The organism is Arthrobacter sp. 05L44, assembly GCF_056397605.1.
Genome location: NZ_JBFTNS010000002.1, coordinates 328,005 through 349,439, shown reverse-complemented (window position 1 = coordinate 349,439; position 21,435 = coordinate 328,005). Strand labels below are relative to the sequence as shown.

At 67.4% G+C, this 21,435-nt stretch carries 21 protein-coding genes; 7 read left to right on the top strand and 14 right to left on the bottom strand.

The features are described 5' to 3' along the window. Positions 1 to 50: 50 nt before the first annotated feature. Positions 51 to 1,709 (top strand): amidohydrolase, encoded by a 1,659-nt coding sequence (locus AC1DHY_RS06875; RefSeq protein ID WP_476880419.1) that lies wholly within the window; start codon positions 51 to 53, stop codon positions 1,707 to 1,709. A 142-nt stretch (positions 1,710 to 1,851) separates the two neighbouring features. Beyond that, positions 1,852 to 2,589: a polyprenol monophosphomannose synthase gene (locus AC1DHY_RS06870; RefSeq protein WP_476880093.1), complete on the top strand. Its 738-nt coding sequence runs from the start codon at positions 1,852 to 1,854 to the stop codon at positions 2,587 to 2,589. Positions 2,590 to 2,683: 94 nt separating this feature from the next. Here AC1DHY_RS06870 and AC1DHY_RS06865 read toward each other — a convergent pair whose 3' ends face one another. The 4 genes from AC1DHY_RS06865 to AC1DHY_RS06850 form a co-directional block, all read right to left on the bottom strand. Then, complete coding sequence (locus tag AC1DHY_RS06865) at positions 2,684 to 3,031, bottom strand: RNA polymerase-binding protein RbpA (protein ID WP_026266329.1); 348 nt, start codon at positions 3,029 to 3,031, stop codon at positions 2,684 to 2,686. Positions 3,032 to 3,382: 351 nt separating this feature from the next. Then, the gene (locus AC1DHY_RS06860) at positions 3,383 to 4,351 is read right to left on the bottom strand and encodes an SPFH domain-containing protein (RefSeq protein ID WP_476880092.1); all 969 of its coding nucleotides are present in this window, start codon (positions 4,349 to 4,351) and stop codon (positions 3,383 to 3,385) included. A 121-nt stretch (positions 4,352 to 4,472) separates the two neighbouring features. Further along, positions 4,473 to 4,934 carry an NfeD family protein gene (locus AC1DHY_RS06855; protein ID WP_476880091.1) on the bottom strand — a complete coding sequence of 154 codons (462 nt, stop codon included), beginning with the start codon at positions 4,932 to 4,934 and terminating at the stop codon, positions 4,473 to 4,475. A gap of 101 nt (positions 4,935 to 5,035) precedes the next feature. Continuing rightward, positions 5,036 to 5,905, bottom strand: a complete 870-nt coding sequence (locus tag AC1DHY_RS06850; protein ID WP_476880090.1) for a methyltransferase domain-containing protein — start codon at positions 5,903 to 5,905, stop codon at positions 5,036 to 5,038. Positions 5,906 to 6,025: 120 nt separating this feature from the next. Here AC1DHY_RS06850 and AC1DHY_RS06845 point away from each other — a divergent pair, with 120 nt between their 5' ends. Continuing rightward, positions 6,026 to 8,086 carry a S9 family peptidase gene (locus AC1DHY_RS06845; RefSeq protein WP_476880089.1) on the top strand — a complete coding sequence of 687 codons (2,061 nt, stop codon included), beginning with the start codon at positions 6,026 to 6,028 and terminating at the stop codon, positions 8,084 to 8,086. On the opposite strand, the gene AC1DHY_RS06840 is transcribed toward AC1DHY_RS06845, so the two are convergent. After that, positions 8,083 to 8,778 (bottom strand): peptide deformylase, encoded by a 696-nt coding sequence (locus tag AC1DHY_RS06840; RefSeq protein WP_476903376.1) that lies wholly within the window; start codon positions 8,776 to 8,778, stop codon positions 8,083 to 8,085. The two genes, AC1DHY_RS06845 and AC1DHY_RS06840, sit on opposite strands and share 4 nt — an antisense overlap. Before the next feature lie 9 nt (positions 8,779 to 8,787). After that, positions 8,788 to 9,744 (bottom strand): hypothetical protein, encoded by a 957-nt coding sequence (locus tag AC1DHY_RS06835; RefSeq protein WP_476903375.1) that lies wholly within the window; start codon positions 9,742 to 9,744, stop codon positions 8,788 to 8,790. Between the two features lie 79 nt (positions 9,745 to 9,823). Between AC1DHY_RS06835 and AC1DHY_RS06830 the strand changes: the two genes are divergently transcribed. Continuing rightward, positions 9,824 to 10,228, top strand: a complete 405-nt coding sequence (locus AC1DHY_RS06830) for a nuclear transport factor 2 family protein (protein WP_476879227.1) — start codon at positions 9,824 to 9,826, stop codon at positions 10,226 to 10,228. Between the two features lie 11 nt (positions 10,229 to 10,239). On the opposite strand, the gene AC1DHY_RS06825 is transcribed toward AC1DHY_RS06830, so the two are convergent. Genes AC1DHY_RS06825 through AC1DHY_RS06815 form a run of 3 tightly spaced genes read right to left on the bottom strand, consistent with a single transcriptional unit; the run spans position 10,240 to position 13,334 of the window. Beyond that, positions 10,240 to 11,379, bottom strand: coding sequence for an FAD-dependent oxidoreductase (locus AC1DHY_RS06825; RefSeq protein ID WP_476903374.1), 1,140 nt, complete (start codon positions 11,377 to 11,379; stop codon positions 10,240 to 10,242). Next, positions 11,372 to 12,088 (bottom strand): class I SAM-dependent methyltransferase, encoded by a 717-nt coding sequence (locus tag AC1DHY_RS06820; protein WP_476879229.1) that lies wholly within the window; start codon positions 12,086 to 12,088, stop codon positions 11,372 to 11,374. Before AC1DHY_RS06820 ends, AC1DHY_RS06825 begins: the two co-directional genes overlap by 8 nt. Before the next feature lie 10 nt (positions 12,089 to 12,098). Further along, the gene (locus AC1DHY_RS06815; protein ID WP_476903373.1) at positions 12,099 to 13,334 is read right to left on the bottom strand and encodes a type III polyketide synthase; all 1,236 of its coding nucleotides are present in this window, start codon (positions 13,332 to 13,334) and stop codon (positions 12,099 to 12,101) included. Positions 13,335 to 13,464: 130 nt separating this feature from the next. Between AC1DHY_RS06815 and AC1DHY_RS06810 the strand changes: the two genes are divergently transcribed. Then, a complete protein-coding gene (locus AC1DHY_RS06810) occupies positions 13,465 to 15,858 on the top strand; it encodes an ATP-binding cassette domain-containing protein (RefSeq protein ID WP_476903372.1) in 2,394 nt (797 codons plus the stop codon). Between the two features lie 978 nt (positions 15,859 to 16,836). On the opposite strand, the gene AC1DHY_RS06805 is transcribed toward AC1DHY_RS06810, so the two are convergent. The 5 genes from AC1DHY_RS06805 to AC1DHY_RS06785 all read right to left on the bottom strand — a co-directional run bounded on the left by AC1DHY_RS06805 (position 16,837) and on the right by AC1DHY_RS06785 (position 20,499). Then, a complete protein-coding gene (locus tag AC1DHY_RS06805) occupies positions 16,837 to 17,775 on the bottom strand; it encodes a methyltransferase family protein (RefSeq protein ID WP_476879231.1) in 939 nt (312 codons plus the stop codon). A gap of 148 nt (positions 17,776 to 17,923) precedes the next feature. Beyond that, positions 17,924 to 18,550, bottom strand: coding sequence for a hypothetical protein (locus tag AC1DHY_RS06800; protein ID WP_476903371.1), 627 nt, complete (start codon positions 18,548 to 18,550; stop codon positions 17,924 to 17,926). Positions 18,551 to 18,827: 277 nt separating this feature from the next. Then, complete coding sequence (locus tag AC1DHY_RS06795; protein WP_476879233.1) at positions 18,828 to 19,346, bottom strand: GNAT family N-acetyltransferase; 519 nt, start codon at positions 19,344 to 19,346, stop codon at positions 18,828 to 18,830. A gap of 9 nt (positions 19,347 to 19,355) precedes the next feature. Continuing rightward, entirely contained in the window at positions 19,356 to 19,892 is a 537-nt protein-coding gene (locus AC1DHY_RS06790; protein WP_476879234.1) for a GNAT family N-acetyltransferase, read from the bottom strand. 34 nt (positions 19,893 to 19,926) lie between these two features. After that, positions 19,927 to 20,499 carry a cysteine hydrolase family protein gene (locus AC1DHY_RS06785; RefSeq protein WP_476903370.1) on the bottom strand — a complete coding sequence of 191 codons (573 nt, stop codon included), beginning with the start codon at positions 20,497 to 20,499 and terminating at the stop codon, positions 19,927 to 19,929. A 105-nt stretch (positions 20,500 to 20,604) separates the two neighbouring features. Between AC1DHY_RS06785 and AC1DHY_RS06780 the strand changes: the two genes are divergently transcribed. Together AC1DHY_RS06780 and AC1DHY_RS06775 are read left to right on the top strand one after the other, a co-directional pair. Continuing rightward, complete coding sequence (locus AC1DHY_RS06780) at positions 20,605 to 20,946, top strand: YnfA family protein (protein WP_476879236.1); 342 nt, start codon at positions 20,605 to 20,607, stop codon at positions 20,944 to 20,946. Positions 20,947 to 21,017: 71 nt separating this feature from the next. Then, positions 21,018 to 21,434 carry a DUF3054 domain-containing protein gene (locus AC1DHY_RS06775; RefSeq protein WP_476879237.1) on the top strand — a complete coding sequence of 139 codons (417 nt, stop codon included), beginning with the start codon at positions 21,018 to 21,020 and terminating at the stop codon, positions 21,432 to 21,434. Position 21,435: the final 1 nt, after the last annotated feature.

Sequence of the window (21,435 nt, the reverse complement as noted above, 5' to 3'; positions counted from 1 at the left end):
ATCCCACCGGGCCGGCCAGCCGCCGGACCCCCTACGAGGAGTTCTCCATCATGACTGCTTCACCAACCCCGGCCGCCGGTGCCCCGCGCAAAGTGACGCTGTACCGCAACGGTTCCGTCTACACCGCCGCGGATCCCTTCGCCTCGGCCATGCTGGTGGACGGCGACACCGTGGCCTGGGTTGGTTCCGAGCAGGCGGCCTCGTCCATTGCGGACTCCTCCATGGATGTCATCGACCTGCAGGGTGCCCTCCTCGCCCCGGGGTTCGTGGACTCCCACGTGCATCTGACGGAGACCGGCCTCGCCCTGGACTCACTCCGGCTTGGTGAGGTCCGCTCCGCGGCCGAGCTGCTCGACGCCGTCGCCGGCTCGACCGCGGAAGGCACGGTGCTGGGCCACGGCTGGGACGAGACCCTCTGGGACGACCAGACCCTGCCCAGTCGGGAAGAACTCGAGCGCGCGGCCGGGGGCCGCAAGGTCTACCTGTCTCGGGTTGACGTGCACTCGGCGCTGGTCGCCGGTTCCATAGCGCCGGCCACCAGTTTGGAAACCCTCGACGGGTACGACGCCGACGGCCATCTCAAGCGTGCAGCACACACCGCGGCGCGGCTGGCCGCCCGCGATCTGCCCGCCGACACGCTTCGCGGCTACCAGCAGGCGGCCCTGTCTGAGGCGGCTGCCAACGGCTACGTGGCGCTGGCTGAGATGGCGGCCCCGCACATCGGCGGCATCGAAGACCTGCAGCTGGCCGCCGGCTGGAATGCCGCCGGCCGTCCCGGGCAGGCTGTCCCGGAGGTCCTGCCCTACTGGGGCCAGCTCGCTGCTTCCGCTGACGAGGCCCGGTCCATCCTGGACAGCCTCGGCGTCGCCGTCCTCGGCCTTGCCGGCGACCTCAACATCGACGGGTCCATCGGATCCCGGACCGCGGCGCTGCGCGGCGACTACGCCGACGCCCCGGGGGAGCGGGGCAGCCAGTACCTCTCGGTGGACGAGGCCGCCGCGCACCTTGCCGCCTGTTCGGTGCTGGGCATCCAGGCCGGTTTCCACGTGATCGGCGACGCCGGGCTCGACGCCGCCCTCGACGCCCTGGACCGTGCCGCCGCCGAGGTAGGGGAACAGCGGGTCCGCGCCGCGGGCCACCGGTTCGAACACGTCGAGATCGCCGACGCGGCGGCTATCCAGCGTCTCGCCAAATACTCGGTGACCGTCAGCGCCCAGCCTGTCTTCGACGCGCTCTGGGGCGGCGGGGACAGCCTGTACGCGCAGCGGCTCGGAGCCCGTCACACGGCGATGAACCCGTTCGCGTCATTCTACTCGGCCGGCGTCCCCATCACCTTCGGCAGCGACAGCCCCGTCACCCCGCTCCGGCCCTGGTCCAGTGTGCGGGCCTGCCTGGAGCACCACAACGCCGCCGAGCAAATCTCTGCCCGGGCAGCCTTCCTCGGCCACACCCGGGCCGGCTGGCGGGCCGCCCGCTACCGCAACCCGATGGCCGGCCAGCTGGTCCCGGGCGCACCGGCCAGCTTTGGGGTCTGGGAAGTCGAAGAGCTTATGGTCCAGGTGGCCGACGGCCGGGTGCAGTCCTGGAGCACAGACCCGCGGGCCCGCACACCGCTGCTCCCGGCGCTGGACACCGGCGCCGATCCGATCTGCCTGCAGACGGTGCGCGACGGCGTCGAACTCTTCTCCAACGGCTCGCTCGGAGCCTGACCGGGACGGTGGCGTGGTGCACGCCACCGTCCCGGAAGGCAGGGTTCCCGGCCCCTGACTGTCTATAATGGGGAGCTGTGCCCGTCGCCGGCTAATTGCCGGCCCGGCCCACCGACCGCTCCCTCCAAGGAAAGGCCCCGCAGTGCGTGTCCTCACGATTATCCCGACCTACAACGAGCTGGAATCGTTGCCCAAGACCCTTGGGCGTCTGCGCACTGCCGTGCCTGCCTCCGACGTCCTGGTCGTTGACGACAACAGCCCCGACGGCACGGGCCAGCTCGCGGACCGCATCGCCGCCGAGGACAGCCAGGTCCACGTCCTGCACCGCCAGGGCAAGGCCGGGCTGGGTGCGGCCTACATTGCAGGCTTCAAGTGGGGCCTGGACGCCGGCTACGACATCCTGGTCGAGATGGACGCCGATGGCTCGCACAAGCCCGAGCAGCTGCCCCAGCTGATCGAAGCCGTGGAACAGGGCGCCGACCTGGCCATGGGCTCCCGCTGGGTTCCGGGCGGCAGCGTGGTCAACTGGCCGCTGTACCGGCAGGCGATCTCCCGCGTCGGCAGCACCTACGCCCGCCTGATGCTCGGCGTCAAGATCAAGGACGTCACCGGTGGTTTCCGCGCGTTCCGCCGGAGCACCCTCGAGAAGCTCAACCTGGATTCGGTGGATTCGGTGGGCTACGGCTTCCAGGTGGACCTCGCGTGGCGCGTGGCCAAGCTGGGACTGAACATCGTCGAACGCCCCATCACCTTCGTGGAGCGTGAACTCGGCGCCTCGAAAATGAGCGGCAACATTGTGGTCGAGGCCATGATCAACGTGACCAAGTGGGGCCTCAGCGCCCGCTGGAACACGCTGGCCGGCAAGCTCGGCCGCAAGTAGCCACAGCAGGCGCAAAAAAGGCCGGTCCGGCACCTTCTCAGGTGCCGGACCGGCCTTTTTGCTATGGTGCCGGCTGCCGGGCAGCGGAGGAACCCTAGGCCGAGCGGCGTTCGCCGCGGCGCTCACGCAGGATGGTGAGGCGGTCTTCGAGGATCTGCTCCAGCTCGGGCAGCGAGCGGCGTTCGAGCAGCATGTCCCAGTGGGTGCGGACAGCCTTCTCATTGCTGTTGACGGGGCGTTCGCCGTCGACCAGGAGGGCTTCCTTACCGGTCTTCGAAACCCATACCGGGGGGATCTCCGCTTCCGAGGAGAACGTCACAAAGACCTGCTCGCCGTCCTCGCAACGGTACTCAACACGCTGGCGCGGAGCCGGTTCGACACCGGATTCGGTCTCCATGCTCTGTGCGCCAAGGCGCATACCCCGCAGGCTGCGATCGCTCATCTTTTCTCCCTTATGATCGGTTCGCAGGGCCGGGCCCTGCGCTAGCCGGGGGCCACGAGGACCCCGCCGGACTACTTTTTGCATTGCGTTCCCACTGCAGAAATCGTCAGTAGATATAACGCGCCGCGAAGCGTAAATGTTCCGGCGGGCTGAACCGACCGGACAAATACACAAGTATACGCGGCCCCAGCGTCCCAGGTAAACCCGGGACCTCCCGGCGGAGCGGACCCGGGCAGCCCGGCGGGGGAGCCTTCCGGCAGCGGGCGGGGTCAACAGGAAGGGAGGCACCCGCCGCAGCGGATGCCTCCCTGTTTAGCCTGGCCGCACGGAGCGGTCCATCTCGCTTCGCGGCTAGGCGCCCGGGACGCCGGTGGACGACGCGGCTGGTTCTGACGGCGAAGACTGTGCGGCCGGCCCAGCGAACGGGCCGTCCGACGTCGGATCCGGGTTGGTGCCGCCCAGGACGTTGCCGATGCCCTTGAGCGCTTCGCCAACTTCGCTGGGGATGATCCACAGTTTGTTGGATGTGCCCTCGGCAAGCTTCGGCAGCGTCTGCAGGTACTGGTAGGCCAGCAGCTTCTGGTCCGGGTTGCCCTTGTGGATGGCCTCGAAAACCTTCTGGATGGCCTGGGCCTCACCGTCGGCGCGCAGGATGGCTGCCTGGGCATCACCTTCGGCCTTCAGGATCGAGGACTGCCGCTGGCCTTCGGCCGTAAGGATGGCCGACTGCTTGGTGCCCTCGGCCGTCAGGATCGCCGCGCGGCGGTCACGTTCGGCGCGCATCTGCTTTTCCATCGAATCCTGGATGGAGTGGGGCGGATCGATCGCCTTCAGCTCAACCCGGGATACACGGATACCCCACCGGCCGGTCGCTTCGTCCAGGACGCCGCGCAGCTGGCCGTTGATCTGGTCACGGGAAGTCAGCGCCTCTTCGAGGTTCAGTCCGCCCACGACGTTTCGGAGCGTGGTGGTGGTGAGCTGTTCGACGGCCTGGATGTAGTTGGCAATCTCGTACGTTGCTGCCCGCGCGTCCGTCACCTGGAAATAGACCACAGTGTCGATGGAGACCACCAGGTTGTCTTCGGTGATGACTGGCTGCGGCGGGAAGGAAACCACCTGTTCGCGCAGGTCAAGGAGCGGCAGCAGCCGGTCAACGAACGGAATCAGGATGGTCAGGCCCGGATTCAGCGTCCGCTGGTACTTGCCAAGCCGTTCGACGACGCCGGCCCGTGCCTGCGGAACAATCCGCACCGAGCGCGCCAGGACGATTATTACGAACGCAACGAGTACCAGCAGCACTATTGCGACTGCGATATCCATACATCACCTTTTCCCCAGATATGTGGTTTTGCTGTGCGCGGCAGCGGTACTGCCGCAGATCCTGAAGCCGGTGGCGGCGGCAGGAAGACTGTGCCCCGGGTTCTGTTCCCGGGCGGGCTGCCTACTCGGCTGCCGGATCCGGCTCCGGGACAATCACGGCGGTGGCGCCGTCGATCGAGCGGACGACGGCGTGCTGCCCGGGGGCGAGCTCGCCCACCTCCATGCGGGCACTCCAGACATCGCCGCCAATTTTGACCAGTCCGCCGGTGGCGCTGACGGGTTCCATCACCAGGGCCGATTCGCCGATGAGGCGCTCGACGTTGCTGCGCTGGTCAGCCGGGCTGCTGCGCAGGTGCTTGAGGGCGACGGGACGGACGAAGCCGATCATGAGCAGGGACACGACGCTGAAAATGACGATCTGGAGCCAAAAATCCGCGCCGGCAAAGGCCGCAACGAGTCCGGCCAGCGCGCCGCCGCCGAGCATGATGAAGAACAGATCGAGGGTGAGCATTTCCACCACAGCGAACACCAGGAAGACCGTGAGCCAGAGAGCCCACCAGTTGTCGGCCAGCCAGTCGAACATTTTTCCCCCTTAGCCACGCTGCACCTTGTCTTCCCATCCTAGGCCGGAGGGTGGTGCAGGGGGCGGGCAGTCCGGACTAGGGGGCGAACGTGGCCAAGTCGTTATGTTGACTGCGGCGCGGCGGGGGAGGGCAGCGGCTCGAAGACGCTGACCCTGAAGCGGGCAGTGACCGGGGTGCGCGGCGGCAGCCCCGCCGCAATGGCTGACAGGGACGCGGGGTCGAGGTGGTGCCCGGCCGGTCCCATCATGGCCAGCTTCGCGACGTCTTCCGGCGCCAGCTCCAGGGCCAGATTCAGTTCCTGGACTTCGTGGGCACTGAAATGTGTGCCGAGGGTCGCCGCGAGGCGCTCTTCCTTCGCCGGCTCAATGCCCAGCATTCCCGTGACCGTCGCCACCTCGGCGAGATGCCCGGGAAGCGGTGTGACCACGATCAAGCGGCCGCCCGGCCGGAGCACCCGGGCAAACTCGGGTGCGTTGCGCGGCGCGAAGACCACCGTCACGACGTCGACGGCGTCGTCCGCGAGCGGGAGCGGCTGCCAGACATCGGCCACAAGGTTGACCGCCTCGGGGTTCAGCCGGGCTGCCCGTCGCAGCGCGAACTTGGAGATGTCGAGGCCGACGGCGGCCGCGGGGGAGCGGTCCAGGAGGGCCCGGAGATAGTGGCCGGTACCCGTCCCGGCGTCGAGCACGGCTGCCTCGGGGCCGGCGAGGAAAGGACCGGCCAGCTCGGCAAGGGTTGCCGCCAACTGCCGGTAGTGGCCGGCGGAGAGAAAGTCGAAGCGGGCGGCCACCATCGCGGCCGAGTCCGCTTCGAAGACGGTGCCCTTGCCGGTCAGGACATTGAAATATCCCTGTTTGGCGGCGTCGAAACTATGCCCGGCCGAACACATGAGCGAACGCATCCCAGCGTCGGCCGCGAGGGGCTTCCGGCACACGGGGCACGCCAGGGCGGCGAGGGAAGCGGGGAGCATAGAGTCCATCGTAGGGCCGCGGCGCCGGCCCCGCCGCTCTCCTTCCCGGCCATTCGGGCGGAACGCCGCGCCGGTGTGAGCTACTTCACCTCCCGCGCCGCAGCGGTTAGGCTCGCACTCGTGAAATCCGAACATCTTCCCTTGCTCAAGTCCGTTTCGGCTCCCGCGGTGCACCCTGACGGCTCCAAAGCCGTAGTGTCCGTGGTCCGCCCCGATTTCGACGCCGACGCCTACGTGGGCCAGCTGTGGACGGTGCCGGTGGATCCGGCGCTGCCTCCGCGGCGGCTGACCCGCGGGTTCCGGGACTCCGCTCCAGCGTTTTCCCCGGATGGGCGCGTCCTCGGGTTCCTGCGGGCGCCGGCCGGGGGCAAGCCCCAGCTGTACATCGTGGAAGCCACCGGCGGCGAGCCGGTTCAGCTGACCGATGCTCCGCTGGGGGTCGGCGCCTTCACCTGGTCGCCGGACTCGCGCGGCCTGGTCTTCAGCGCGCGGACTCCCGACGAGGGCCGCTACGGCACCGTCGACGGAGTCTCTGCCGGCGGTGAAGATGCACGGCTGATCACCACGTACCAGTACCGGATGAACGGCGTCGGCTACACCGCTGACAAGCCCGTCCAGCTGTTCGCCATCGACGTCCCGGGCCTTGACGAGGAGCCGTGGGTCGCCCCCGCGGGCCGGGCGTTGAAGGCCGCCGGGGCCTCTGCGGACAAGAGCGGAGAGGAACCCGGCAACCTGCCGAAGGCGCGCCAGCTCACCACTGCGGCCACTGACCACGAGGGAGCCAGCTACAGCAACGACGGACGGTTCCTGTACTTCACGGCCGCCCTGCATGAAGGCCGCGACAACGACCTCATTACCGGGATCTACCGGCTGCCGCTGGACAGTGCTGCGAACGTGGACACTGCGGCTGCTGATCCCGAGGCGGTAGCCCCGGCCGCGCTGGCCCGGCTGTCCGTCACCGCAGTCCGGCAGAGCCGGGATGGGCAGTGGCTGTATTTCGCCGCACAGGACCTCGGGGACGCCGGCCAGGATTTCGTGGCCCGCAACACGGTGCTCTACGTCATGCCCGCTGCCGGCGGAGAACCGGTGGCGCTGAGCGACGTGGAAACGATGGACGTCGGCGGCAGCCTCGAGTTGATGGGCCAGGACGGGGTCCTGGTGCTCAACAACGCCCGCGGCGCCGTGCAGCTTCTAGAGTTCGGGCCGTCGGGGCAACGGGCGGCGTTGGTCGCCGATGAGCGCGTGGTCACGGGCGCTGCTGAGAACGGGGGAGCGGTGGTCCTGAGCTACACCGACGCGACCACCTCAGGCGATGTCGCGGTCCTCGAGGCGGGCCGGCCACGGAGCCTGACCGATTTCTCCGCACCGCTGCGGGACCAGGCCGGGATCATCCCGCCGCAGGAACTGACGTTCGCCTCCGCGGACGGCTATCCGGTGCACGGCTGGCTGGTCGCACCGGCCGGCGAGGGTCCGCACCCGGTGTTGCTGAACATCCACGGCGGCCCGTTCGCGCAGTTCACCGGCGCGCTGTTCGACGAAGCCCAGGTGTACGCGGCGGCCGGATACGCGGTGCTGATGAGCAATCCGCGCGGTTCTGCCGGGTACGGCCAGGCCCACGGCCGCTCCATCAAGGAGCGTATGGGCACGGTGGACATGCAGGACGTCCTGGCCTTCCTGGACGGCGCCCTGGAGAAGTTCCAGGAGCTCGACGGCGGCGCGCTGGGCATTATGGGCGGGTCCTACGGCGGCTACCTGACAGCCTGGACCATCAGCCACGACCACCGCTTCAGGGCCTCGATCGTAGAGCGGGGCTTCCTGGATCCTGTGAGCTTCACCGGGTCCTCGGACATCGGCTGGTTCTTCGGCGGTGAATACACCGGCCGATCCGCAGAACAAATGGCGGCACAGAGTCCCATGGCCCGGCTGGAGCACGTCCGGACGCCCACCTTGGTCATTCACAGCGAGGAGGACCTCCGGTGCCCCGTGGAACAGGGGCAGCGGTATTTCACGGCGCTCAAGCAGCAGGGCGTCGAAGCGGCGTTCCTGGTTTTCCCTGGTGAGAACCATGAACTCTCCCGGTCCGGCACCCCGCACCACCGCCGCCAGCGCTTCGATCACATCCTGGCCTGGTGGGCCAAGCACTTGCCGACGGCGGACAATCCGGCGCCGGCGGCAGGCTAGCCGGTGGGCTCGTCCGGCAGGAATCCGAGTTCCTGCCGGGCGTGCCCGATGTCCGGCTGGGCCCAGCGCGCCGCATACTCGGCATTGTTGCTCAGCGAGCGCAGCTCGGCCCGGTCCAGATAGACAATCCCGTGCACGTGGTCGGTTTCGTGTTGGACGATCCGGGCCTGCCAGCCGGTGAAATCCCGCTGCTGTGTGCTGCCGTCCACGGCCATGAAAGTCAGGCGCACCGACTCGGGACGCATCACGGCGGCCTGCAGACCGTTCAGGGACAGGCAGCCCTCGTAGAACGCCGCCCGGGCCGTGCCGAGCGGCTCGTAGCTGGGGTTCAGCATGGCGAAGAACGGCAGTGGTTCCCGTCCCCGGACGGCAGCGACGTCCGGGTCGACGTCGAACCTGTCCTCGAGGACGGCCAGCTGGAGCGGGATGCCCAGCTGGGGCGCGGCAAGGCCAACGCCCGGCGCCTTGTGCATAACCCTGCGCATCAGGTCAATGAGGCGGCCGAGCTCGTCGTTGGTGAGCTGGCCGGTGTACGGAACAGCCACGTGGCGGAGCGCCGGATGGCCTACCTGGACGATGGGTGGCAGCACCCCGGCGTTGACGATCTCCGCGACGGATTCCCGGATGTGGTCGTCCCTGACCCGGGATTTCGGGGCGTTATGGTCGTGTTCGTTCCGTACGTTGGGAGACATGGCAACAGACTACTGTCGTCCGCATGCCGACGTGACGAAATCCTGCACGCGTCCCTTCAACTGAGTGCTGGCACCCACTTTTAGGATGCCCTGCCGGCCGGCGACGGTGATCCGCACGGGGAACAGGGTCCCCACTTTGTCCTCAGCTACGGCGTGCGGGTCACAGCGGGCCGGCCGGATACCGAGCCGGATTCCGTACGCCGGGCCGGTTGCGGACACCCGTAGCCCGACCGGCCAGCGGGCGCTGGGATCCTCCTCCACCAGCGTGGTCCCGCCGATGCTGTCAAGCGTCAGCCCCGCCCCGGCAGGGCCGGCCGTTCCGGCCTGGTTCCGCGGGGTCACCACCAGGGTCAGGACGGCGCTCCGGCCGTCCGCAGACACCGCGAGTCCGGGACCCAGCCTGAAGTCGGCCACCGCGGCGGCCGCCTGGGCGGTGCAGAGTTCGGCGTTGTTCCGGTCCAGGACACCGAACGGGTCCGTTGCGGGCGCCGTCACCGTCCTGGCCGGCTCCCCGCCGGCCGCCGCCACCCGGACCTCGACGACGGCGGACTGTGCCGAACTAGCTTCAGGGGAGGGCTGGCCGGTCTGCGTAGGGACAGGTTGCGTTTGACCTGTGCATGACGCGGCCGGCAGCCGGGCCGGCAGGCTCTTGGTCTGGCCCGGCGGCAGCTCCGTCCCGGCCGCTGCCGAGCTCCAGTTGATACCGGACTCGAACTGCGGGCTCCGCAGGCCGGCTGCGATCACGGTCATGGGCGCGGCCGTGGTGTTGGTCAGCTGGATCTCGATGATCTGTTTGCTGTAGTTGTCGCGGAACTGGTTGATCTGGGCCGTCAGCGGTCCGGCGGCAGGACCCGCCGTCGTCGAACCGGCCCGTGTCCCCGGATCCGGAACCCCGCTGCAGGAGGCGGCGGCCACCACCGCCAACACGGTGGCAGATCGGCAGAGCATCAGGGAAAGGCGGCCCATGCGGTCAGTCTAGGCGGCGCCGCGTCCGGACGCACCGCGTTGTACCTCCCGCCGGCCAAGCGTCGGCTAGTCTCGGTCCATGACTTCCCCCACTCCGCTCGATTGCGTCCTCGGCCTGCTCCGCGCCATCGAAGCCGACGGCGGCGCGGCGGCGCTGGAACCGTTCCTGGCCGACGACTACGTCCTCACCGAAGCCCCGCACCTGCTGGGCCCGGCCGGGTCCACGCGCAACCGGTCCCAGGTCCTTGAGGGTGCCGAGCACAGCAGTGAGATCGTCTCCGGGCAGCGCTTCGACGTGGAGCGCACCACGTGTGAGGGCGGGCGGGTGGTGGTGGAGGCCGAATGGTCCGCGACGCTGCAGATCGACCTGCCGCATTGGGACCGGGGCGAGCAGATCCGGGCCCGGACGGCATCGATTTTCGAGGTCCGCGACGGCAGGATCGTTAGCCAGCACAGCTACGACTGCTACTACAAGCCCCAGTAGCCCGCAGGGCCCTAGTGCATGGTGAACCTGCGGGCGACGAACCGGTTTATCGCCGGGACCCCCGCAACGGCGGCGATGGCGCGGTTGCGCACCACCAGGGGGCCCTGCCGGAGCGGCCGGCCCAGTGCCATGTTGAGCTCGGCCTGGCGGGCCGCCCGCGCCGCATGGCGCATCCGGGCTGTTTCGAACAGCGGCAGCCCGGATGCGTCCCCGGCCAGGAGCGCCGGTACCAGCGGCGCCAGGGCCAGCGCGTCGAGCCACCCCAGGCTCATACCCTGCCCGCCGATCGGACTGATTTCATGGGCCGCATCCCCGATCAGGATCCCGCGGCCGGCCACCATCCTGCGGGCCAGGCCTGAACGGGCGCCGAACCTGCTCAGCATGCTGTTGCTCCCGGCGTCCACGTCGATCCCTGTCCGCCGCCGGATCTCTCGGGCGAGCCAGGCGGCGTCGGCAACCCCTTCCGCGCCGGGGGATGCCTGGGATAGGCGCACAACCCAGCGGCGCAGCCGGCCGGGCAGCGGAAAGGACTCCACAATCCCGGCGCCGGCCAGGAACAGCGCGGCGTCAGGACCCAGGCCCGTGCCGTCGGCGAAGTCGCCCATGACGTAGCAGTCCGGATAGTCGCGGCGCCGCAGGTGCACGCCCAGGCCAGCCCGGGCCGTGGACCTCACCCCGTCGGCGGCAATCACCAGAGGCGCCGTGAATGTCAGCTGTTGGTCGCCGGCCCATGCCTGCACGGCGACCTGCCGGCCGTCGTCGTTCAGCGAGGACACCCGCACGCCGCGTTGAAGCGCCTGCGGGTCGAGGGCGCGGAGGCGCTGCGCAAGGACGGCTTCGGTCCGGTCCTGCGGCAGCGACAGGACAAACGGATACCGCTCCGATACCCGTGCGAAGGACATTTCAGCTCTGATGCTCCCGCCGGCCAGGGCGACCCCGCGCCGGATGGGAACGCCGCGGTGGATGAGTTCCCGGTCTACCCCGATCCGCCGCAGTGCCTCAAGGGCCGGCGGGTGGATTCCGATGGCCCGCGAGTTCGGCTCCGGTCCGGAGCGCTGTTCCAGCACGGTTACCGGAACGCCTTCCTGGGCCAGCAAGGCGGCCATAAAGAGCCCCACCGGGCCGCCGCCAACGATCAGGACGTCATTCACTGACTCGCCCCCGGACGGCCGTGGCCCTGTCCAGGACCAGCAGATTGCGGAAGGGCGCCCGGGGGGCCACGGCCCAGCCCGGGGGAGCGGCGGCCGAGAGCTCGGCCGCCGTGTAGCTTCGCCGGATCGAGGTCAGACCGTCCTGCCGGATATAGGAGCCGCGCAAGGGCAACGCGCCGACGGCGAACAAGGCGTACGCTGCGGCGCTGCGGCGCAGATCGTTGTGGATGACTTTGCCGCTGGCAAGGGCCGCCGATTCGTCGAGGAAGACCGGCAACTCGTCCGGTGCCAGATGGTGCAGGACATGGTTGGAGACCACGACGTCGTAGCGAGCGCCGCCCGCCAGCAGCTCTGCGGCTGTCTGCTGCCGGAATTCGACGCCTGCATGGCCCCGGCGGCCGGTCGCGAAAGCTGCGGCCCGCGGGTCAGGATCGATGGCCGTTACCGCGAGGGTAAACCCGTCCCGGGCTGCCCAGCGGGCCAGGAGCACCGGGACGTCGCCGCCGCCGCAGCCGATGTCCAGCAGGGTTGTGGTGCGGGTAGCGGAGAGCAGCGGCCGCAGTTCGCGCCGGTAGATGCCACGCCAGCCGGACACGGCGCGGTTGACCAGGGCGAACTGGGCGTAGGTTCGGCGCAACCGCAGCGGATCGCAGTCCTCGCGGTCCATTTCCTCGACGGCATCGACGTCACGCCGGCGGAGCGCTTGCATGGGCCGGACCTCAGACCACGGCGGTTTCCGGCCGCGGCACCCCAAGGCGTTCATCGGCGTCGCTGTTCACGGCCCGCGGTGAAATGAGTTTAGTGAACAGCGCTGTTTCAACAGTCAATCCCGGTCCAAACGCCATGGAACAGATCCGCTCCCCGCCGTCGGCCGCGTCCACACTTCCGTCCCCGCCGTCGTCGTTCGTGCCCGCCGGGAGGTCAAGGATGTACCGGATGACGAACAGCACCGTGGCGCTGCTCATGTTGCCGTAGTTGCGCAGGGTTTCGCGCGCGGGCACCAGCTGGTCATCGCTCAGCCCGAGCCGGGACTGGACCTTGTCCAATATGGACCGCCCGCCCGGATGGATGGCCCAGTGCTGGATATCCGCGTAGTCGAGACCGGCTAGCGCCGCGTCGTGGGCCAGCAATGGTTCGAGGGCCCCGACGATGTGGTCGTCGATGATGTGCGGCACGTAGGTGCCGAGGACCATTTCGAAGCCTTCGTCCCCAATGTTCCACGCCATCGCTTCTTCTCCCACCGGGGTCAGGACGGTCTCAAAGTGGTCCAGAGTCAGCAGGGCCGGCTGATCCGGGAGCTCACGGGCGCTGATGACGGCGGCCGCAGCGCCGTCGGCGAACAGCGCCGAACCCATGATGGTGTCCGGATCGTTAGAGGTCCGGACGTGCAGCGAGCAGAGTTCGGCACAGACCACCAGGACCACAGCGTCCGGGTCGGCGTCGCAGAACGATTTGGCGGCCCGCAGGGCCGGGAAGGCTGCGTAGCAGCCCATAAACCCGAGGTGGTAGCGCTGGACTGCGGGGTTTAGGCCGAGTGCGCGGACGATTTTGTAGTCGGGCCCGGGATTGAAGAAACCCGTGCAGGAAACCGTGACCAGGTGGGTGATGTCCCCGGGCAGCATACCGGGACAGGCCGCGAGGGCCTTGGCTGCTGCCTCGACGAAAAGTTTGCTGGCCTCGGAGGCGAAGATGTCGTTGCGGACCTTGGTGCTGGGGCTGAGCAGCAGGCCTGTGGCCGGGTCGAAGAATTGCGGATCCTCCGACCGGAAGTCGGTGGTGAGTTCCCGGACGGCGGTGTAGCGCGTGTCGATGGCGGCGGAGTCGAAGCAGGTGCTGACCAGCCGGGCGCCGAGCCGGCTGAGCCCCGGCTGGGCGGCGAAGACGTCGCGGGCTTCGGCTTGGATCAGGAGCGTGGGCGGGACAGCAGTTTCGAGGGACCTCAGGTAGACCGTCATGGTTCATTCTCAGTGAGGGCCGCAGATAGCACAATGATTAGCCCACCGACTGTTCTAAGCTGTTCACATCCAGCGGGCGACGCCGTCGAGCCCGCCTGGGGACGGCCGGGCGGGAACAGAGGGAGACTCGATGAGCATGGCAGCGACCACCGACACGCAGGGCCCGGCGCCGCATATTGCCGACACACACGACCTCATCCGGGTCCAGGGCGCCCGCGAGAACAACCTCAAAGACGTCAGCGTGGAAATTCCAAAACGCCGGCTCACTGTCTTCACAGGAGTCTCCGGCTCGGGGAAGAGCTCCCTGGTCTTCGCCACCATCGCTGCGGAGTCCCAGCGGATGATCAATGAGACCTACAGCGCCTTCGTCCAGGGCTTTATGCCCACCCTGGCCAGGCCGGACGTGGACCTGCTCGAGGGGCTGACGACGGCGATCATCGTCGACCAGGAGCGGATGGGATCGAACCCGCGCTCCACCGTCGGGACCGCCACCGACGCCAACGCCATGCTGCGTATCCTTTTCAGCCGGCTCGGCACCCCGTACGTCGGGCCGCCGACGGCGTTCTCCTTCAATGTCCCCACACGCAAGGCCAGCGGTGTGATGAGCACGGAAAAGGCCGGCCGGGTCGAGAAAAGCGTGGTGCAGAACGCGGTCTACCTGGGCGGGATGTGCCCTCGCTGCGAAGGCATGGGCTCGGTCTCCGACTTCGACCTGACGGCCCTCTATGACGAGTCCAAGTCGCTGGCCGGGGGCGCGCTGTCGATCCCCGGCTACAGCATGGACGGGTGGTACGGGCGGATCTTCAGTGGCTCAGGCTTTTTCGACATGGACAAGCCGATCAGCAAGTTCACCAAGAAGCAGCTCCACGACCTCCTCTACAAAGAGCCCACCAAGATCAAGGTCGAGGGCATCAACCTCACCTATGAAGGCCTGATCCCCAAGATCCAAAAATCCATGCTGTCCAAGGATCCGGAATCCATGCAGCCGCACATCCGTGCCTTCGTTGACCGGGCCATCACGTTTGCCCTCTGCCCTGAGTGCGACGGCACCCGGCTCAGCAAGGAGGCACGGTCCGCCAGGATCAACGGAAAGAACATCGCGGACGTCTGTGCCATGCAGATCAGCGACCTGGCCGGCTGGGTCCGCGAGCTGCGGGAACCGTCAGTCGCGCCGTTGCTGCGCGGACTGCAGCACTTGCTGGACTCCTTCGCCGACATTGGGCTGGGCTACCTCTCACTGGACCGCCCGGCCGGGACGCTGTCCGGGGGAGAGGCCCAGCGGACCAAAATGATCCGGCACCTGGGGTCCTCGCTCACCGACATCACCTACGTTTTTGATGAGCCCACGATCGGCCTTCACCCGCACGACATTGAACGGATGAACGGCCTGCTGCTGCAGTTGCGGGATAAGGGCAACACTGTCCTGGTGGTGGAACACAAGCCCGAGACCATCGCGATCGCGGACCATGTCATCGACCTGGGGCCGGCCGCCGGTTCCGGCGGCGGTCAGGTGGTCTTCGAGGGGAGTGTCGAGGATTTGCGGGGGAGCGGCACCATCACCGGACAACACCTGGATGACCGTGCCGGGCTTCGGGGCTCCTTCCGCCAGTCCGCGGGTGCCCTGGAAGTCCGTGGCGCTGCGACGCACAACCTCCGGGACGTCGACGTCGACATTCCCCTCGGTGTGCTGTGCGTTCTGACCGGTGTGGCCGGGTCCGGCAAAAGTAGCCTGATCAACGGTTCGGTGGCGGGCCGGGACGGCGTGGTCATCATCGACCAGGGCGCCATCCGCGGTTCCCGCCGCAGCAACCCGGCAACCTACAGCGGGCTGCTCGAGCCCATCCGCAAGGCGTTCGCGAAGGCCAACGGCGTCAAACCGGCGTTGTTCAGTTCGAACTCCGAAGGAGCCTGCCCCACGTGCAACGGGGCCGGCGTGATCTACACAGAGCTGGGCGTGATGGCCACCGTGGAATCGACCTGCGAGGAATGCGAGGGGAAACGGTTCCAGGCGTCGGTGCTGGAGTACACGCTGGGCGGCCGCAACATCGCCGAGGTGCTCGCCATGTCAGTCACCGAGGCTGAGGCGTTTTTTGCCGAGGGGGATGCCAAGACGCCGGCAGCGCACAAGGTGCTGGACCGCCTGGCCGACGTCGGCCTCGGTTACCTGAGCCTGGGGCAGCCGCTCACCACACTGTCCGGAGGCGAGCGTCAACGGCTCAAGCTTGCCACCCAGATGGCCGAGAAGGGCGACGTCTACGTCCTCGACGAACCGACGACGGGCCTGCACCTGGCCGATGTGGAGAACTTGCTGGGGCTTCTCGACCGGTTGGTCGACGGCGGCAAGTCCGTCATCGTCATCGAGCACCACCAGGCAGTCATGGCGCATGCGGATTGGATCATTGACCTCGGGCCGGGCGCCGGGCACGACGGCGGCAAGATCGTTTTTGAGGGGACGCCGGCTGAGCTGGTGGCGGCCGAGTCCACGCTCACAGGCGAACATCTGGCAGCGTATGTCGGGAAATAGATCCGGCGCGTGCGGCATATTGTTTGCACTAACTGAATTCATCTCGGTATTTCTTCGTAAAGGGCTTGTAATTTCGGTGTGCGCTAATTAGATTAATTCCTAATAACGGATTTATCGCATAAATTGCCGGGGGAGTAGCTGCCCTCTTGGCCAACCGGGGTCTTGATCAACCGCAGTCCCCGTGGGTGGCTTCACGTGGCCACCTGCGTTGCCCCTGCGGTCCCGTGGGACGTGCGCTTCAGGAGAATCCAAGGAACAGCTGATGCCGGACGGCGCCGGAGCGCTAACAGCGAGATTGTGCATACGCCCGCGAATCGGCCTCAGCAGGCGACTGAGAGCTCATCAATTCAACCCGGACATATTTAGCTGAGTGCATTTTCCGGTTCACCGATGAAATCATTTGATGTCACTGGAAAGCCTGCTGAAATCACCAGTGCACTTTTTTGTCATCGACACTGTAGTTCGTTCTCTGTAAACCTGGCTGGCGTTGAGTCAGGCGAATGAACGAACGCGACTCACAACGTCAGCCACAGACGCTTGCTGAACGACTCGGTGGAGACTAAATCTGCCTGGATACGGGCCCGCTCTCGAAACTATCAAGAACGCCGATAATCAACATTATGTCAAGTAACATGAAAAGCGCTGAACAGGTTCTCGCTCCACAACTCCCCGCCTGCCGCCCGCCATGCGGTTGCCTTCGACGTCAGCGATCACTCCCGAAGGAAATCCGCGCTGGTACGCCACGGGCCTCCGTCGCCCAACCATCTGCCCACAGCGGATCAATCGGTTTGCAACATCGTCGTCGACGGGAACCCGGCGATACACCAACGCGGCAAGGTCGACGTCGGACTCCGGTCACAAGACTCCGGTCACGCACGTACGGCCGTCGGAACAGATCCGGGCGACGAAGACCCGGCTCACGGCTCCTCTCCCCCGGCGTTCGAGGCACGCATGCGTCTCTTGGCCGAATCCTCCGGCTCACAAGGTTGGCGCGTCGCTCGCCCGAGGGTGGGCCGTTGGCAGCCGTGGGATCCAGCAGCGCACAGCGGCGCGGTAGCGCTCGAAGTCGTCCCCGAACCGCGTCCGGAGATCGGACTCCTCCAACGGCCTTACCACGTAGTTCCAGACCAGCGAGCCTGCGACGGCGTATGCGATGACCAGCCAGGAATGCATGATGAGGCCGACCGAAGCGCCCTGGACGATGCCCGCCAGCGCCATCGGGTTGCGAATCCAGCGGTACGGGCCGGCGATGACCAGCCGGTTCGGCATCGCCGACGGAAGCGGTGTCCCTAGCCCGCGCGTTGACATGGCTACTGCCGACCAAATCCCGAGTGCACTTGCTATTACCAGCGCCGCGGCACCGGCAAGTCCGGCCCCCGGCGGAAACGGAAGCGCCACCTGCCAGCGCATCTCGAAGAAGCGAATGACCCACGGCAACAGACCAAGGAAGAATCCCCAAAAGATCACGATCTGCCCGAAGGTAGCGAGCACATGGGGAGCCGTCGTCGGCCGTCTGGTGGCGGTCCTGAAGGCGAACGGACCGCGGAGGATCCATTCCGTAGGAACGCGGCCCAGCCACACCGCGCACAGGGCGATCAGGGATCCCGCCGTTGCGGCGCCCATGCCCAGCACACCCCAGCCGGCCTGGCCGGTGAGCGTTGCGTAGACCGCGAGGGCGAGGGCGACGGCGGCAGTCCAGCCGGCGTTCACGGAAGCTGCCGCCCGCACACCGAAAGCTGCGGCGGCGGAGGCCATCACGAACAACGGAATATCAACGACGGCGATCGCTGCGGGGTCGAGTTTGCCGAGCGTCACCTGACGCAGTGCAGGCCACAACCAGACTCCGACCCACCAACAGGCCCCTGCAGCAGCTTGCAATCCGAAGTAAGACCGGCCCCACCGCTCAATGCCTGTCATGCGTCATTGCCCCATCAATGGTTGCTCTGGAGCTGGCTCGTGCCAGCTCCGGCATCAGCCTACCGATCTCTTGCGCCCGGACCGTTCAGGCGCGAAAGCAACCCGCCGGTCCCCCGCCGGCGGGCTCCTTCGTCCGATCAGGACGTGCTCACGCGTAGTCGAGGCTCAGCAAGAGGGCCTTGAGCTGGGCGTACTGGTCGGTATTCATCCAGGCCCGTGCCGCGCCCTGGTTCTTGAACGCGGGCTCGTCGAACAGCACGCGGCTGAACAGCCCGCCGTTACCCGTCTGGACGAGGCTGCACCACGAAGCGACGCCCTCCCCCTGCGCCAAAGACCGTGGATCGACCAGGCCCATGTAATAGGCGTTGACGTCGCCGATGGCTTCGACGGCGAACCCGAAGACCGGCTCCGTTCCGTCGGGCGCCGTCATTCCGGGAACCGCCGCCTGGTCGAGCACGTGGCGTGTCACCGGACCAGCGGCGCAGCCGGCAGTGACACCATTGGCAAAGGACAACAGATCGTTGCCCGCGCCGTCCGTGACGATGACTTCGATGCCGGGCAGTCCCGCCGGAGGCTGCACGGTCCGGACAGTCCACGATGCGGGGTACTGGAAGGAAATGTGCCCGTCCGGAAAGGTGAACGACTTCAGCGCCTGCGGTGCGTGTTTGGACGGCGACGCCGGAGCCGTCAAGGCACGCTCGGCGGCATTGGCCTGCACCGCCGGCCGGGCAGCCGCCGCAGGAACGACGGAAAGCGGGGCGGCCAGATCGGACACGTCGGTCACCTGCCGGGGTTCGGGTGAAGCTGCGGTTCCTGCCTGTGACCCACATCCGGTGAGCACCAGGCTGGCGGCAAAGCCTGCCAACGTGACAGTCGTCCAAAGGCTGGTGCGGTTGCTTTTCATTGTCTAACCCCCAAATATCCGTTATCGCGGGCTGAACCGCCCGCTAGACATTAGGTTTCCCGGCGAGGGACGAAAATTACGGGCGCACCTACGAAACTTGATTGACCAGGCGGGCCCGCAGCTGGCGGCACCGAGGTGGAACCCGGGGTCAGGCGGTTGCCACCCAGTAGCGCCGCTTGCCCTTGCGCGAGTCCTCGTACACACCGCCGTTCTTCTCGATGGTTGCCCGGGATCCAACGTTGCCTTCGTCGCAGGTGATGAGTGCGGGGCCGATCCCAAGGTCCCGGGCCACCGGCAACGCATCCGCCAACGCCCGTGACGCGTGTCCGCGACGGCGGGCGGACGGCCTAACGCTGTAGCCAATATGGCCACCCTCGTTGAGGAGGAAGTCGTTCAGCTCGTGCCGAATGGCCAGCGATCCAAGGAACGTGCCGCCGTCCACAATCCACAGGTACGTGCACGGGACATACCCAGGCTTTCGGGGAGTTTCAGGCAACGCGGCACTGACCAATTCCTCGACAAATGCGGCGAAAGCCCCGGGGTCCTGCAGGTTCTGGAGCGACCAGTCCTCTCCCCCGCCGCCGTCGCGATGGGCGCCGTCGAACTCTGCCGACCCTTCCAGCCACGAGCTATGGAAACGAACGTCGGGTGCAGTCAGGCTGGTCATCCGTCGATCCTACGTCCCATGAAGCGGGCGAGCGGTAGGCCGCGACACGGCGAAAACCAGGGAATCGCGCCACTGTCCCCGAATCAGCCTGTCGGCCCTCCGAAGCCCCTTACAGGACATCCCGATCTTCGAGAGCACCCGCGCTGAGGCGGCGTTCTCCGGCCTGCAGGTGGCGCTGACGGATTGCAGACCCTGTTCGTCCAACCCGAACGCCAGAAGTGCTGAGGCGGCCTCCGTGGCGTAGCCGCTGCCCCAATGGTCCGGGGCGATGACGTAGCCAAGCTCCCCGTGGCCGTGGGCGAGAGTCAAACCGACAGTTCCCAGCGGGCCGCCCAATGGAGCGGCCACTGCGAGCGTGAAGTCGACCCGCGGGGAGGCACCTTGTGCCTGGACGCAGGATTCCAGGAACCCCCTGGTGTCGGACTCAGTGTTCGGGCCCCATTCAACAAACTCGGCGACCCGCTCGTCCGAGGCGAATGTGTGGACCGCAGCGAAGTCGTCCATGGTGTACTCACGCAGGATCAGCCGTTCAGTCCTCAGTCGCATCCCAACATCATGCCGGACCGCTGGAAATGTGCGCTCAGGCGGCCGGCTCTGTCCCGCCGTCGAAGGTCACATCCCTGGTCTGCACCACCTCGGCGGTACGCCCGGGGGCGGAGTGGTTCTCCCAGTAGAGATTGGTGTGCGCTATGACCTGCTCCGGCGGGGGTGCACCCCAGTCGGTCAAGTCCTCCGTTGTGTGGGCATCGGCCACCAGGGTCACGTCATACCCGCGCACAAAAGCACCGTGGATGGTGGACCGGATACATTCGTCCGTCTGCGCCCCGGTCACCAAGAGCCGGCCGACACCGGCGTGCGCCAGGACGTCCTCAAGGTCGGTCCCCTCGAAGGAGTCCCCGTACGACTTGTGCACCAGGGCCTCGGAGTCCTGGGGCGTTAGGGCGGGCACGTATTTCCACGCTTCACTCCCCCGCTCCAGCTGGGCATCCGAATGCTGCACCCAGACGACTGGAACCGCCGCTTCGCGGGCCTTGCCGAGCAGCTCGGCGATGTTCGTGATGACGGCATCGCGCTGCACCACCCCCTCCAGCACGCCGTTCTGTACATCGATGACCATCAGGGCCGTGTTGGGCCTGCCGGGCAGTGTTGTCATAGCGCTCTCCTCCGCGTCCGCCTACCGGCATCATGGTAGGCCGCCGCCCCGCTATGCACCACAGGCCGCCGCGCGCTCGGATCCCGGATGCGCGATGATGTGGACATGACAATCCTGAAGTCCGTCCTGCTCTTTGTGCTTGCCGCCGTCGCGGAAATTGGCGGGGCGTGGTTAGTCTGGCAGGCCATCCGGGAGGGCCGGGCCTGGTGGTGGGCCGGGCTGGGGATCATTGCCCTGGGAATCTACGGATTCGTGGCCACTCTGCAGCCGGATGCGCACTTCGGACGCATCCTCGCCGCGTATGGCGGCGTCTTCGTCGCGGGATCCCTCGCCTGGGGCATGGTCTTCGACCGATTCCGGCCCGACCGCTGGGACGTCATCGGTTCCCTGGTCTGCCTCGTGGGAGTCGCGGTAATTATGTTTGCCCCGCGCGCTCCCGTCACCTGAGCAACGCTGAGGAACGCCCGGGAAAACCGACGACGGTCAGCAGCTCAGGCAGTCGCGGCTACGCTGGAAGTATGCTTTCGAACAGTTCCCTGCCGACGCAGCGCCCCGCCACCAAACGCGCCACAGTGATAGCCGCCGTCGCCGACGTCGTCCTGATCCTCCTCTTCGCGGCCATCGGCCGTGACGCACACCAGCGCGGCGAAATCATTACCGGCGTCCTGGCCACAGCGTGGCCGTTCCTGGCCGGGGCCGCGGCGGCCTGGCTCGCCTTCCGGCTCTGGCGCGGACCCCTCGCGGTGTGGCCGGCCGGCGTCGCAGTCTGGCTGGGAACGGTGGCGGTGGGGATGCTCCTCCGGGCGTTGACCGGGCAGGTTGTGGTGCTGCCGTTCGTGATCGTGGCCCTGATCAGCCTCGCGGTATTCCTGCTTGGCTATCGGCTGCTGGTGGCGGCCGCGCGTCGCCTAAAGGCACGGCGCCAGCGGGGCTGAT

Bases quoted from the DNA above. Each gene is read 5' to 3' on its own strand.
- AC1DHY_RS06865 (WP_026266329.1), bottom strand. From the start codon at position 3,031: ATGAGCGATCGCAGCCTGCGGGGTATGCGCCTTGGCGCACAGAGCATG.
- AC1DHY_RS06790 (WP_476879234.1), bottom strand. From the start codon at position 19,892: ATGCGACTGAGGACTGAACGGCTGATCCTGCGTGAGTACACCATGGAC.
- AC1DHY_RS06835 (WP_476903375.1), bottom strand. From the start codon at position 9,744: ATGGGCCGCCTTTCCCTGATGCTCTGCCGATCTGCCACCGTGTTGGCG.
- AC1DHY_RS06855 (WP_476880091.1), bottom strand. From the start codon at position 4,934: ATGTTCGACTGGCTGGCCGACAACTGGTGGGCTCTCTGGCTCACGGTC.
- AC1DHY_RS06820 (WP_476879229.1), bottom strand. From the start codon at position 12,088: ATGCAAGCGCTCCGCCGGCGTGACGTCGATGCCGTCGAGGAAATGGAC.
- AC1DHY_RS06775 (WP_476879237.1), top strand. From the start codon at position 21,018: ATGCTTTCGAACAGTTCCCTGCCGACGCAGCGCCCCGCCACCAAACGC.
- AC1DHY_RS06810 (WP_476903372.1), top strand. From the start codon at position 13,465: ATGAGCATGGCAGCGACCACCGACACGCAGGGCCCGGCGCCGCATATT.
- AC1DHY_RS06840 (WP_476903376.1), bottom strand. From the start codon at position 8,778: ATGTCTCCCAACGTACGGAACGAACACGACCATAACGCCCCGAAATCC.
- AC1DHY_RS06805 (WP_476879231.1), bottom strand. From the start codon at position 17,775: ATGACAGGCATTGAGCGGTGGGGCCGGTCTTACTTCGGATTGCAAGCT.
- AC1DHY_RS06830 (WP_476879227.1), top strand. From the start codon at position 9,824: ATGACTTCCCCCACTCCGCTCGATTGCGTCCTCGGCCTGCTCCGCGCC.
- AC1DHY_RS06850 (WP_476880090.1), bottom strand. From the start codon at position 5,905: ATGCTCCCCGCTTCCCTCGCCGCCCTGGCGTGCCCCGTGTGCCGGAAG.
- AC1DHY_RS06815 (WP_476903373.1), bottom strand. From the start codon at position 13,334: ATGACGGTCTACCTGAGGTCCCTCGAAACTGCTGTCCCGCCCACGCTC.
- AC1DHY_RS06795 (WP_476879233.1), bottom strand. From the start codon at position 19,346: ATGACCAGCCTGACTGCACCCGACGTTCGTTTCCATAGCTCGTGGCTG.
- AC1DHY_RS06785 (WP_476903370.1), bottom strand. From the start codon at position 20,499: ATGACAACACTGCCCGGCAGGCCCAACACGGCCCTGATGGTCATCGAT.
- AC1DHY_RS06860 (WP_476880092.1), bottom strand. From the start codon at position 4,351: ATGGATATCGCAGTCGCAATAGTGCTGCTGGTACTCGTTGCGTTCGTA.
- AC1DHY_RS06780 (WP_476879236.1), top strand. From the start codon at position 20,605: ATGACAATCCTGAAGTCCGTCCTGCTCTTTGTGCTTGCCGCCGTCGCG.
- AC1DHY_RS06875 (WP_476880419.1), top strand. From the start codon at position 51: ATGACTGCTTCACCAACCCCGGCCGCCGGTGCCCCGCGCAAAGTGACG.